A 14,270-nucleotide genomic window follows, 5' to 3' on the forward strand; every position below is an offset into this window, starting at 1 on the left:
TTGAATCGAATTTCTTATCATTAATTATAAAATTATTATAACTTTAATATTTTAACTCAAATATAACTGACAACTTTTTTTGACAACATGTTTATGAATTGTTACAGTATTGTTAACCCGTTTTCCGAAGGGAATATACGTGAATACAAAAATACTGAACCGTTTGTCGCTTTTATCTCAAGCCTTATCTAAACCACTTCATACACAATTATTTAACTATATAGAGAGGCGCAACCCAAAACTCGATAACGCTGGATATTTAAAACTTTTAAATATTTATGCATCTTTTATTTTATCTCAGGGTAAACAAAATTTTAGTGCTATTGAGATACTTAACGATAAAGATAAGTTTAAAGCTCATACAGAACAGCTTGTTGGTTTTATTTATTGTGAATCGAATCTATCTATGAGCAGTAAAAGAAGCTTTGCATCAGCTCTTCACCGTATGATGTGCGACCTTGCGAAAGCAAACCACACCTATATCAAGTCCCAATCTTTTAGTCCCAGAAAGATAAACGATTACACTCAGCACTGCATTGAAAGCTATCAATCCCTTGAGCGTAATGAAGAAAAACTCACGTATCTCAACGGCTGGTCGGTAACATCACAAGAGCGTAAAGCGTTTTCTGTCGTTCTTGATTTTATTTATGTGAAATACGGGCAAGCTTTTACCGACAAAATTCACGATGCCCTCAAGCGGTATGGCTTAACCAAAAAAACAGCCACTCTAAGAAATAATATATTTAGAATTACATCTTTGCTTGAAATCACCTCGACGCTTGATAGAAATGCAACGGTGGCAAGTTTTGAGTTATTACTCAGTGAAAAGTATGTGCAATCGACATTCTATAAAGCGTACCAATTACAATTTTCTGAATGTCTCGTTAAGGGCAATGACCTAGTAAACTTTAACAATTCATTCAATGCCTCACTTGATATTTACACCTCTGTGTTTATCAACACAAAGCTTTATCCTGCCCCACTAAAAGCGTTTATAGCACCGACTATGTTAAGCGTTAAAAATCCGCCCAGTTTTTCATCAGGCGGTAATCCCAGTAAGTTAGAGAAAATGCGATGGTTTGGTAATATCCCTCTGCACATCAAAGATGAACAAGCCATCGCGATGATAGAAACTCGTATTGAACGAGACATGAATATATTGAAAACGGTACTCACCGAGCATTTTAATCAATTAAAACAGCGACAAGAGCGAAATAAAACCTTTATCGAAAAAGGCATAGTGAAGCCTCTTGAGGGAAATGTTGGTTTTCGTAAAGGTAACAATAAAGGTCGCGAATCTTATCCTATTGGCGAACACCACTTAGATAACACCATTGCCACGTTTTATAAGTATGGCATCAATGGCTATAAGGGCATTTACGAGCAGTTTCTAGGGTTTATTGGGAAAACCGAACCGCTACTCGAAGAGCTAAACCTACCTACAAATGCCACGCTATTTACTTTAACTGCTTTGCTTGTCATTGAGCACCCGAAAATCACCCCTAGTTGGCTGCAAAAGCTGCAATTATTCAATGAAAATGGCAAGTTAACAGGTTATACCCAAGTCGGTGAGCAGTTTATCCTAACCAGTGAGAAAGCGCGTCGAGGGCGAAATTTAGCGCAGCAGGATGTCATACTCAATGAGTTCTCTAAATCCATCGTGGACTTTATCGTTCAACACACGCAAATAGCCAGAGAGCATTTAAAAGCGATTGGTGATCATAATTGGAAATTTTTGTTATTAACATGCACATTAAAAAAGGCTATGAAGCCAAGTGAAGTGAATCAATTATACAAAAAACCCTTACAATTTGTTAGTAAACGACTGAATGACAGCACAGCGTTGCCACTTGAATATGCTGTGTCAGCACAAGAACTCGATATCATCGCCAGCATCACCACTCATAGGGCTATTCGTCGTCATCGTGGACTGCAAATCTATCTCGAAACGCGCTCACAAAGTGCCGTTGCGGACGCCCTTGGTCATAAAGAAGTAAACCATAAATTACTTGATACCTACTTACCCAAACCGTTGATGGCGTTCTTTACCGAGCGTGTCGTCAGGCAGTTCCAAAAAGCAATTATTTTTGAGGCAATGAAAAAGTCTCCTTATTTGCTGGATGCTGTCAATATGAGCTACGAAGAACTAGAGGAATTTTTGGAAAATCATGGCTTAAATGACCTCCCTGATTTAAACGCAGCCACGTTTGATAAAACCGCCTCACAACAAGCTGAACAAAGTATTTTCGATAGCGTGGTGTTGACTGTAACCGTGCCATTGCTCCAGTTGTTGATTAGCATTAAAACAATCATTGATAACGACAATGATGCATCCCGTTTTAATGCGTTAATCCAACATTGGTATCAATCAGCAACCTATCTCTTTAAATGCATTGAAAAGGCTGACTTTGATAATGACGACATCATGGACATGTACGAAGAGGCGAAAAATGCACCTCTAGACCACACCATCATAGAGGGAGTGCTTTCATGCAAACCGCTGTAGATAATCTCGCTTATCTTGAAGAATTGACCAATGATATCGTGAACAACCCCGAAAAACTTAATGGGATGCACGTAGACACACTTTCTCAGTTAACCAATTATGCCGTTGCAACGGATGATTTTCGCGTCCTTGGTTTGTTGACAGAGATTCATACGGGCATTCCAATGCAATCTGACTCGTTGCCCGAATGGTGGTTATCGGATTTTCATGACGACATTACCAAAATACATTTTAAGCACCAACAAAACGCCAAAGAAATCCGCTGGTGCGACATCACTTTAGATGATGGTGAGCCGTTAACCAGTGAGAAACACCAACCCTTACTTAATGCGTTTAAATACTGGCTCATCGCGTGTGATAACCCGTTAGAGAATGGTGGTAAGTTAATCAGTTCAAAATCCGCTGCGCAGAAATATGGTCATATTTTGACGCTCATTAATACCATTTTACTCAACGGTCAGGCGTTAAAGTTATCCCAATATCATTTAGAGAAAGTCACCGATGCATTTTGGCTCAACGTGCTGTTAACTATCGCAGAACATGCAGGCTCAGTTGATGCCGATTTATACCAAACCCATGAACGCATTAAGGTATTACTGGATAACGTTGAGGTTTCCACTGAAGAACTTAACGCATTTAAAGCAAAATACCCCTATGTGACACGTAACATTGCCAGCGATGAAAACATTCTCAACCTTAAAGATAGAGTCAAAGCCTGTTGTTGGCTGCATCAGCACCGATATTATGCGCTACACACACGCGACAAAGTTGGTCATACTCATCCTCAAGGCAACAATGCCATTCTCACGGCATCACTTTTTGAGGGAAAAATCCTGACCGATGGAATTAAACTATCCCCTTTCCCTGAGTTGGCTTTAAAACCCATTCCAATTAAGTCAGAGTATCAAGCTGTTCCAAATCGAGATGAGGGCAATGGATGTTCAGCAGAGCGGCTTCGTGAGTGGCGTCATGCTATTCAACTAATGAACACCAATATCGATAAACACGATGTCAGCACATTTTCCCCTGTGACCAGCGAGGTATCCGTTGATGCGGTACAAAGCTTAACGACACTGCGCAAGCAAGGACGTACCCGCACCTTACCCCCTGAGTTTGTGTTTGATTTATTTAGAAACAGCTATGAGCTATTGGAAAATTTTTGCCCAGCACCTGATAAAAAAGAGGCGAATTTTTTCGACAACCTGCTTGATGTATTAACAACAGTCTACTCAAAATCAATGGTTGCACATTCCAGCCCTCACCGCCCTCAACGTAATTCAAAGGCATTTAATGAGGCTCTTCACCGTGATTTACCAACCACTGAACGCAGACATTTTGTTAAGTTTGACGCGCTCGATGTAATCCACCCTGATTTTAAGCAAAAAGGCATAACACAATTTGAGGGACTACCTGCAAGTGCTGAAAATCGTCATACTCGGATCCGAAATAACGAATCCATGCTTGAGATTTTCTCGGTACTACAGGGCGCAATTCAATTAGTGCTTGGCGCAATCATGGCAAGACGACAAAATGAACTGCTCCAACTGAAACCTTTCGGCAACCTTGTTTTTAATAACAAGAAGGGTCAACGCACAACGGATGCCAGCCCCTACATTGAAGACAGTGATAATTGGCACTTACGCTTTAAAGCCAAGAAAACAGGGGGAAAAGGGGAAAACATAACCATCGACAGACCGATATCTTTATCTGTTGCCCGATTTGTGTACCAGCTTGAACAGTTTAATCAACAAGCGATTGAGCGCGGTATCGCGACTAAAAACGCTCTCACTTTATTTAATTCCATTCATCCGCGAACCTTTCAACTTAAAAAGAGTAATGCTGCACTGTTTAATGATGCATTTGATGCACTGTGTGATTATTTTGAAACCGCAATCGTGGAAATGGATAATGGTGAGTATCGTCGTCACTACGTGCGACAGCACCAGTTAAGACGCTTCTTTGCTTTGGTGTTCTTCTGGTCAAAAGGCTATGAAAACATGGAAGCACTGCGCTGGATGCTTGCTCATTCCGATTTAGAGCACTTGCACAATTACATTACCGAGTCAGATACAGGAGGCGTACTTAACAGTGCTAAAGCGAGTGTTATCGTACAAAGTGTTATCAGTGATAAATCACAGATTAACAACCTTGATGAAGTCGAACATTTACGCAAAGTCCTAGCCAAACGACTGACAGGTAATGCTAACAAAGCACTGCATATTCGCACGTTAGATGATGCTATCTTTGATTATGGCGATGAAAGTGAACACCGCACAACCCCCCACATATCACAACTTCAAGCCGAGCAAGACCTTGAGAACGAAGTATTAATGTTACTCGAAAGCGATATTATCAGCCTAAAGCCAGAGTTTTTTACAATCAAAGATGAAAAAGGAGAAGACATCAAAACTTTCAACCTTATATTAAAAATTAATGAGTTAGAGGCTGAATAATGAATCAAGAGAAAAACCAACTCAAAGTCATAAAAACACGGGACTTTCTACAGGAAATCATTCGCTCCCCGAAAACGTTCCAAGAAGATATCGCTTTAGTCAAGCAATTGAAGTCGCAAGGTGGACTGGCAAAATTTGAGTGCAGTGAACGTAATATTGAACCATGCAGCTTAAATACCTTTAAAACCAATGCTGACGAGGTAATTCGTGGAGGTTTTGATGCAATCGATGCGCTAAGAAAAAACGCTGTAAACGCGCTTGAGTTTGAAATTAAGGGCAAAAAGTCACGCAAAGGTAGCTTAAACACACAAGCTGGACAAAAGAACCGTATTGCTGAGCAAAAAAAGGAAATTGCAGCGTTACAGCGAGAAAATATGTTGCTGACTGCCTTGCTGCGCGAAGCCCGTTCAAAAATGAAAACATTAGCATCACACAAAGGCACAGAGGAAGCGCGTTGGGAAGTCTATCTGGATGCTAACCACCAAATCCAAAACGTGAGCGATTTATATTTTGATGGTGAGATATGATAACTAACACGCTAAAGGATATTGAGTTTTGGCTGCATATAGGTGTACCGAGTCACGCTAGGAAGATAAACCCTATTGATGTGCCATTCCTAAGTTATTCCAACTATAAACCATGCCTAGAAGCCAATGCTTATATGCATCATTTAGTCGTTCAGAAGCACCTTAAAGCAACCAGCATTAGAACGTATGCAGCTAAAATCGTCCATTTAATTCGATTTATCGAAACGAAGCCAATGTTGAGCCGATTTAGTCAACTGACAGACAGTTCATTTACGCTTTTTATTCAGAATCTAACATTGGAAGTTAAGCCCAATGGTGAGCCTAAACGTTCATCAACTGAGGTCGCCAAAATCGGTGAAACGTGCATTCAGTTTCTTCAATTTGTTCAGTCATTCTATGACTTAACGCACTTCATCGGACAAGATGAAGTCAATGCCATTACCGTACTAGAGAAAAGGCACTCAATTTCAATTGAGGGACGAAAAGATAAAAAAGAAGTCATCACCATCACGCATACTTCATTGCCAAAAAAAGGGGCTGTAAAAAGTCGCCATCCTGTTAGCAAAGAAGACGCGCTTAAAATTTGGCAATACATCAACACTCAGAAAAAAGACCTATCTTTTTTCACAGACCCCAAAGCCAAACGACTGGCAAAACGAGAACAATACGATAAGCGAATACGCGATAAAGCCATCTATGTGTCAATGGAAATGCTTGGTGGTCGTGTTAGTGAGTTACATTCGCTGAGGTATAGCGATTATCTTACAGCGAGAGATACGGGAACGCTCAGAATAGAAACCAGCAAGAAGCGTAATGATGAAGATAGTCATCGTTACTTACCCGTCGATTACACATTTTTAGAACAGATAGCTAACTATGCCGATGTGAGAAGACGGGTGATGAAGAAGTTTGGCGTTAAGCACGACTATCTCTTTATTTCCTTAACTAACGGTGAACCCCTGAACGCTAAATCTTGGACAAAATACATCAAACAATGGGCTGACGAACTAGGGATTACAGGTCAAGTCTCACCGCACTTATGGCGACATGCGCGTTTAACTAACTGGATGATAGATCGGATTCTTGCGTCAAAAGAAATCAACAGTAAAGACGACTTTAGAAAGAACGTGCTTCACACCATGCAATTTAAGAAAGAGCTACAGCAGATTTCAGGTCATGAATTAATCAGCTCTCTTGATACGTACCTTGACCTTGCTTGGGAGTCTCTGCATGGCTATACCAAGGTTTACAATGCAGCCTCACTCAAGACTACGGTAGAGAACATGGAACGAGAAATAGAGTGTATTGAGGCGCAAATAGAACGTAAAGAAATAACGCCTGTACAAGCGATTCAGAATATAAAATCGATTATGACAGCCTTTAAGAAAGACATTAATGAAAGTATTGAAGTAAATTGAAGCGATAAAAAACCCCTATCACCTTTGAATACGATGAAAGGGGCTTCGATATACAACTTCGACCTAACTATTATAGCTGCCACTTACCTTTAATCAATACACATCAAACCTTATGATTTCGATATTGGTTAACTTAAAAGACTAGTCTTGCCCTTCGGTTTCATACATGATTCCAAGTTGTTTAAGACGAATAATGATCACGGTTTTAGATACATTAAACTGCTTCATGAGTGATAGCGTAATTAAGTTTAATAGCTCTTTGTTGCAGCATTGGTCATCTACGAACAAAGCACCGAATCCTCTATTATGTATTCCTTTTTTTCGAGCTTGCTCAAGAAAAGCCATTACAAATTGTTTCTTTGGAAGTAACAATGACGATGCAAACTGATTTGCTTGCCACTCTAAACGCATAATATCCCTTATGGATACATCATTCCTTGCTTCATCTAGGTGAGAGTCATAGCAACTCTCACGCAATATATAGTCTGCATGGCCCAAAATGTAATGCCCGAGTTCATGCGCAAGTGTAAAACGTGCTCGCTTTTTTGTCTCACACTGCGTTGTGTCTATCTTGATTTCATTTTTACTAAAGTCGATAGAGCCAAGGACTCCCTCTTCCAACTGAGCGTTTAACACTAAAGAAAGACCATAGTTTTCACTTACAAACTTGAAAAGTTTGTCGTCTTGCACGTAGCCACCAAAGTAACCAATAGAATCCAAGAGTAGTTCACTTTTGGATTCTATATACGAGCTATCCAAATAGCGAACTAATGTTTTCGGCTCAGGTTCTGCTGTACGAATAGAGCTAACAGACTCAACAAGTTCCTCTGAAAGCTCGGAAGTAATAACCTGTTCGAAAAATTCAAAAGTTGAATTAGTAAAGGAAGAACCAAAGAGACAATAACAATCAAAACCTTTACCGACAAAATCTTCCTGTTGAAGCGCAAGATTTATCGATGCCCTTTCCGTAGCTTGAACAGTACGACGTATTGAGGATGGGGAACGTGTCAATACCCATTCACTATTGTTAGCCTCAAAATAACGCAGAAGACCTATACCTTTTGATTTGGAAAACCTTAAAGCACCTTCTTGAAAAGCGTTTGTTGAAGCCACTATTCCTTTAATATTTGCACCAGAAACCTGCTGTACTTTCGCATAAAACTCTTCAATATCGTCAACAGGTACACGATGATTGTAATTTTTACACTCTATTAATACTAATACTGAATAGGTTTCTTGCCCTGGAAGATAAATCTCAATCGACACATCAAAAATAATGTCTTTCTCTCTATCTCTTGAGTAATAGCCTTTTTGAGTAAAAATTTTACAATAGTCTTTGTTAGCCCAGAATTGTCCGTGATCTATTTGTGTCGAGAATAACTCGAAAATAGCTGCTTCTAATTCATCACCTTTTCTAACTGTATTCATTTATCACCATAAAGCCTAACAGTATATTAATAAGCAGAAGCCAGCCATGGTAGCTAGCTCGAATGTGGACAAAAGTGAGTCAGTGAATTTGCTAATTTAGCATTTAACGGATTATCTGGGGTATTGCAAAAACTCTAACGTAGTGGCAAATTTCATTCATCTACTACACCTGACAGCGATTTCAAGTTCCATAGTGGGATTCCTGAAGCTTGTTAATGATTTACAAGCCCGCACATGTAGCAGAAACGTATGCTACATGTGCGGGCTTCAAATGCTCAATTAAACCTTCATTTTGTCGAACTCTAAATGTACAACCACCCTCGATAGCAGATGAGGATTTGCTAAAGCGAAGTTCAATTTTTCTACCGAGTCATAGCCTAGTCTGACAGCCGTACTTAATGACTCTATCATTTCAGTATTCAGCAGTGGATTGACACTAAAGGGGGCCACCTCTACAACTACTCTAGTAATTAACCCCATAATAAAAGAAAAGCTTCTTGGTATTACATTTGATATCAACTCTCTAGCTTGAGGACATTGCTGTTTCGTTATGGCAGTTGCATAGGGTTCACCACCTAGGGACACTTCTATATCTCTGATCGGCTTTCCTTTAATCCAAGATGATATGCCCTCACAGATAGTATCTAGATCCTCATCGAGGATTTCAGCATCTTTACTCTTGCCAACAGCCCCCAACATAGACCGTTTCACATCATCTAACAAAAGAGCTCTTACTTGTTGGTTCTCTTTCAACCATTGAACCAACCATCTTACCCATCCATCAACACTAATGGGAAGGTGTTGAGGCTCAGATTCGACTCGACTTTTAAGTAACAGTATTGTGTCAATTGGAAGCCCACTCTGAGATGCGAGCGCAGACAATGCAATATCAGAGTCCTCCCGCCCTTTACTGTCCGTGAGATTTAAAAGAGTGTTAATCTTTAAATTAAACTCTTCAAAGTTATTGCTTTGCTTCGCTTTATAGGCGGCAAAAGAGCGCCTCAGCTTTAATGAAGACTCATTACTACTCTCGTTATCATCAAGAGATGCTACTCTATTTACCATATACAAAACATCTCTATCCAAGACATCACCAACCGATATTCGATCAAGGATCTCAGTCAATGGATCTGTGATAACAACACATCTGTCGTCTTCTGGTATTAATGACTGAAGTTTTTCCACAACAATTGGGGTCAGAGAAGAGCCGCTTGAAAAGGATATAACAGGATCAGGGATTAACAATACGATTCCGTTAGCAAGATGACCAGCTCTTCCCGCTCGAGCAGCAGCGTTAAGAAGTTCATGTGAAGCTAAGCTCTCTCGTCCCCCACCGTCTGCGCTAGCACGTTTATCTCCGGCGAGAACTGCCATTTGTGCTGGTAAGTTTAGCCCCTGTGCCAATGTTGGCGTCGCTACAATAACTCTTGCTCCATTATCACGGCGATACATACTTTCAGCTAGTTCTCGCTCTAACTTCAGCATTGAAGCATTGTGAGGAACTGCTACTGTTGGTTTATGTAGTATTGAATGCTCCAAACCACCAGTTTCAATGGCAAGCGCATTCCATAACTTTTGTTCTTTCTCCGTGATGTCTATTTGCGCACTGAACTTATGAGAAATTTCAGATGCAAGCGAGCATGCGTGCTGTTTTTGGTTCACAAAAACTATCGTTTTCATGTTTCTTTTTGCACATATTGTAGCAATCTGAGCAGCCACAGAGTTCGCATTGGGTTGCAGCGCTACTTTCCCATTCCTCAAAACACCGTTTAAAAAAACATTTTCATCTATCAACTTAGTGAAGTTGCAAATTGCTTTATTGTTTTTTGTGTCCAACCAATTATGTTGTAACCCCCATAATACGTGAGGTTGTACATTAAGCTCTTTCTTTGAGGGGCTACGTAAAGCCTTTGCTACTTTACCCTTTTCAAGGTTTTGCTTATTTTGAATGCCTATTGCATTCCTTTTCACTTGCTCCAATTCATCGTTGTTGTATATAACTACTCCTCTAGCCTGTCGGCTAGGTTTCCATAACAACTCAATGTTCAAACATTGTCTGCCTGTTAGCTCTTCTATCCACTTTGCAAACTCGTCACCGTTCTTAATCATCGCTGAAAGAAATAGCATGTCGGCTTGTGGTGCTATTTCATTAAAACCTAGAACACATAACATTCCGTCTAAAGCTCGACGTATTTTTCCAGCTTCAGGGCTTAATAAATGACACTCGTCAAATACTAATAATCCAACGTCCTCAAATGAATCAGGAGAGAATGAAATTATGGCTAAACAGCGCTCGGGCGTCATTACCTCTATTTCTGGTAAAGCGATATCCATTTTAAGTAGCAAATCAAAATCACTAGATACAGATGAACCTAACAATTCAGAAGGGAACATTTCACTCAAGTCATTAGTCAATTGATCTACCAATGCATGAGTCGGTGCCAGAAACACAACTTTCTTACCCTGTGCAAGAACACTAGCTATTTTTATAGATGAAACCGTAGTCTTTCCTGCACCAGTTGGTAAAACCAGCACGGAAGAAACCCCGGAAAAGTGAAAAAATCTATCAAGTGCTTTTCTATGGTTATGCCAAATGTAAGGAAACTTTTTAGCTCTATAGCTTATCCAGTTGTTCCAAAATGTAGGGTCAGCACCAATCGGAGGGGGTACATTCGCTAAAGCGGAGCCAGAAATGCCATCAAACATTAGCAATAACAATGAGGCGAGGTGCCTTATACCCGGGTAGGTATAATCTATTCTTTCTTCACCAAATATGATTTTACGCTCTGCTGCTAAATCTAGAACCCTATTAAAGGTGACTCTAGGCATCTCCCTTTGTTGAAAATTTGGCTCTAATAGTAACTTCGCTAGCTCTTCAATACCAAAGGCGAGATGGTTCATCATTGCCCGTATAGCGATCGCTTCGACATCGTTAGAAATAGAACCGGGAGGAAATTGTTGTCTCCATACATTTGCTCGTTCAACAATTTTCGTTAAATCTCCCCTACCTAGATCTATCACGTGCTGAGAAATGATATAAGAGCAATATTCTTGCTTTGTTATATCAATTCGAATATTAGAAGCAGCTTCATGAGCATCTGCATATTGTTCTGCTGCAAGAAAAAGGAGAACTGCCGCAAGTGACGGTGAAACTCTAGCTATATCCACGTTAGATTCAACTGGGGGGCGTTCGCTTTCAAGCAGTTCTTTTCTCGATATAACCTGCTGGGCGCTCGCTGCAACAAATGCTGAAGACTTCTTTATTTCTCGAACGCTATGAATTGACGCAATTGTTTCATAGGTATCTGCTATTTTTTCGAGACTCCAACTTCCAGACTCTTCTTGGTCACTCTCTCCACCAAGCCTTGCTGATACGATCTTCGCATAATGTGATGTTAATAACTGAGGTATCGTAACAGGGTCAATGCCGTCAAGAGCAGGGGCAGATCTTAATAAGTTGGCGGTTTCTGGATCATACATTCAAGAAATCCCCATCCAGTTGTTCAATATAAGCGATAATTTTCTGTGCCAAGCTTTCAAACCACGGTCTTAAAGGCCCATCCACAACAAACGTTGAAGCATTCCTTTGTTCCGCTCTTATCCCTTTGATTTCTCCATAGCCATCAAACAAATTTTTTCTAGCTTCTTCATTATCAAAATCAGATGTAACCGCGAAGCCTGCGCGATAATGTCTAGTATTGTTATCAAGCACTTTCTGCACCATTCTCATGGCAGTTACATCATCTACACCACTTAACTTAATCAACGATGTGGCTTCAGCAATAAGCTCACTGTTTCTAGTATTCTTATGTCGCTCGATGAAGCCGGGAATTACACTTTGCGTGAATGTTCGTCTAGGATTTGTTGTGCATTTGTCTTCAAATATTGTCGACTTTAAGATCTCTTGCCCGTTTTCACTTAACTCGATCATCAGACCATCGAGCCCTTGGGAAGTTGAGCTAGTATGTGGATCTTTAAGATACGCATTTTTTCCTGCCAGTTGTTTTGCTGCAATCCAAGAGATAACTTCGAATATCAATCCATCCCTTTGTACTTTGGGGTAACCATAGCGAACAGGTTGCGGAGTATCTTGAACTGTAAATTTTATAATTGCCTCTTTTTTCAGGGCATCATTTGAAAACGCAGGATTGGCTGGCATTAATTCACGGATTATGTGCGCAGCATAAGCTGCCTGCCCCATAATGACGACTGCAATAAGCCTTGCTAACTGATCTTCATTCGAAACTTCCCACCTAGAACCTACACATATGTCGTCTATCGGAAAGTTGTTTATTTTCAATGAATCCATGGTACTTTTATCCATTAATCAAACCAACCCACTAACCATCATAGAAAGCTAAATGGGTAAACAGCACTATAGTCATATAAACACATAATGAGAGCAACTAGCAGACTTTCAATATGTTAGTTAGGTAGTAAAAGCTCTATCATCGAGAATGGTGTGACCGTAGTGCTTAAGCGCTTCTTCAAGAACTCCGATAACAAAAGCGAGTATCCATGGTGTTGTAAGGCATGAGAATCGTCGACACATTTCGATTAGAAAAAGTAGGTCATCGCGTCACCCGGACTTTGCTATTGATAGAAGTAACTAGAAAATAATGGGGCAAATTTGAGCTAGCCATGAAAGCTAGCTCGAATGTGGACAGAAATGAGTTTATCCGGTCAATTACTGGATAGAAGAGTTAATGATGAAAACTAATGTGTTTTTGGATAAATAAAATGTGGAATCGGAAGTTTTAGGTGTAAATTCCCGCAAGGTATATCGTAATCATCTGATTGAAAATAGCTTTGGCCACAAGTATGGTTAGTGCCTTTAAAATAGCTACACACCACACCCGTAACCCATTAAAATATCACCCATATTTTACACTAAGGACTACTTTTCCAGGCATGAAACTCTCCGCACTTCAAATCATCCCAGTTATACTTTCGTATGGTTTTTTGCTTTGGCATATAAGCAAATTGCTTTTTAAACTTCTCTCACCAGCGGCGGCCTTTATTCGCCAAAGATGGATGCGCTCTTTCTATCTACGCACCTTGCCAAAGCCTATGTATGTCATCGCCGCAATCTCTGCATTTGTTGCTTGGGCAATATTTGGTATCTACGGTGAAGAATTAGTTAAGTCAGCAACCATGACCTTTCTAGCAGGCTCTGCGACCAGTGTGTTTGCTGCGGTTATCTTCTACTACTTTACCAACCATATTACCGATATAAACAACCGAAAAAGCGCATATGAGGCTCATTATCATGAGCTGCTAAGAATATCGAGCCCTTGTGGAATAGAGGCGCAATTTTTTGGCTGGAAGCACGATGAAAACACCGCAGAAAAGGCAAAAGAATATTGCAGTGCCAGAAGGTCTTTAGACGGCCTTTCTGAAGAATATATACGCTTCCTAGAAGGGACAGGAAGAACCAGCACTCCGACCCTCTTAAATGAATTTAAAACAACCATGAGTCGCATCGACCGTTCAGTGATATTTTTCGACCAAGACGTAAGGAATGCCTTTGCTCTTGTTGAACGGCGTGTCGATGAATTGCTAGTCAAGTGCGGAGACTTTGAGATAGAGGCTAAGCAGATAAAAGACGAAACCCACAAACATAACCTTATGGTATTTAACAAACACCACGTATTTCAGCACTGGTTTTTAAAAACAAAGGCCGAGAAAAAGGAGATTGATCCAACAGGATATGGCCTACTTGCGGAATACCGTCTTTTTGGTTTTTCACACACGGTTGCTATTGCAGCCAGTCTCACTCTTGCACGTATCGAGCTGAGAAAGGCGATAGAGAAACACGTTGAGCTGCTAATACCTAAGAGATTGAAGTAAAAAATGAAATATATCCAAATACTGCCGCAGCTAGCGGCATTTTTCTTCTTTCCGGCAATGGTGGTTATTACAACGTTAGCCGTCATTT

8 protein-coding genes are annotated in these 14,270 nt (G+C 40.3%); 5 read left to right on the forward strand and 3 right to left on the reverse strand.

The features are described 5' to 3' along the window. Positions 1–139: 139 nt before the first annotated feature. The 4 genes from BTN98_RS20045 to BTN98_RS20060 are packed head-to-tail and all read left to right on the forward strand — an operon-like array spanning position 140 to position 6,904. Positions 140–2,506: a hypothetical protein gene (locus tag BTN98_RS20045; RefSeq protein ID WP_061000932.1), complete on the forward strand. Its 2,367-nt coding sequence runs from the start codon at positions 140–142 to the stop codon at positions 2,504–2,506. Continuing rightward, positions 2,491–4,959, forward strand: coding sequence for a hypothetical protein (locus tag BTN98_RS20050; protein ID WP_061000934.1), 2,469 nt, complete (start codon positions 2,491–2,493; stop codon positions 4,957–4,959). The genes BTN98_RS20045 and BTN98_RS20050 overlap by 16 nt, the downstream gene beginning before the upstream one ends. After that, positions 4,959–5,486, forward strand: a complete 528-nt coding sequence (locus BTN98_RS20055) for a hypothetical protein (RefSeq protein ID WP_061000935.1) — start codon at positions 4,959–4,961, stop codon at positions 5,484–5,486. Before BTN98_RS20050 ends, BTN98_RS20055 begins: the two co-directional genes overlap by 1 nt. Next, positions 5,483–6,904: a tyrosine-type recombinase/integrase gene (locus tag BTN98_RS20060; protein WP_061000938.1), complete on the forward strand. Its 1,422-nt coding sequence runs from the start codon at positions 5,483–5,485 to the stop codon at positions 6,902–6,904. Before BTN98_RS20055 ends, BTN98_RS20060 begins: the two co-directional genes overlap by 4 nt. 141 nt (positions 6,905–7,045) lie before the next feature. Here the strand turns inward: BTN98_RS20060 and BTN98_RS20065 are convergent, their stop codons facing one another. From BTN98_RS20065 to BTN98_RS20075, 3 genes are all read right to left on the reverse strand, one after another. After that, positions 7,046–8,332, reverse strand: coding sequence for an ImmA/IrrE family metallo-endopeptidase (locus tag BTN98_RS20065; RefSeq protein WP_105030068.1), 1,287 nt, complete (start codon positions 8,330–8,332; stop codon positions 7,046–7,048). Positions 8,333–8,611: 279 nt separating this feature from the next. Beyond that, the gene (locus BTN98_RS20070) at positions 8,612–11,812 is read right to left on the reverse strand and encodes a DEAD/DEAH box helicase (RefSeq protein ID WP_061000825.1); all 3,201 of its coding nucleotides are present in this window, start codon (positions 11,810–11,812) and stop codon (positions 8,612–8,614) included. After that, entirely contained in the window at positions 11,805–12,656 is an 852-nt protein-coding gene (locus BTN98_RS20075) for a hypothetical protein (protein ID WP_231730739.1), read from the reverse strand. Before BTN98_RS20075 ends, BTN98_RS20070 begins: the two co-directional genes overlap by 8 nt. A 587-nt stretch (positions 12,657–13,243) precedes the next feature. Between BTN98_RS20075 and BTN98_RS20080 the strand changes: the two genes are divergently transcribed. Then, positions 13,244–14,182 carry a hypothetical protein gene (locus tag BTN98_RS20080; RefSeq protein WP_061000828.1) on the forward strand — a complete coding sequence of 313 codons (939 nt, stop codon included), beginning with the start codon at positions 13,244–13,246 and terminating at the stop codon, positions 14,180–14,182. Positions 14,183–14,270 lie beyond the last annotated feature (88 nt).

The organism is Photobacterium aquimaris, assembly GCF_002954455.1.
Classification (GTDB): domain Bacteria; phylum Pseudomonadota; class Gammaproteobacteria; order Enterobacterales; family Vibrionaceae; genus Photobacterium; species Photobacterium aquimaris.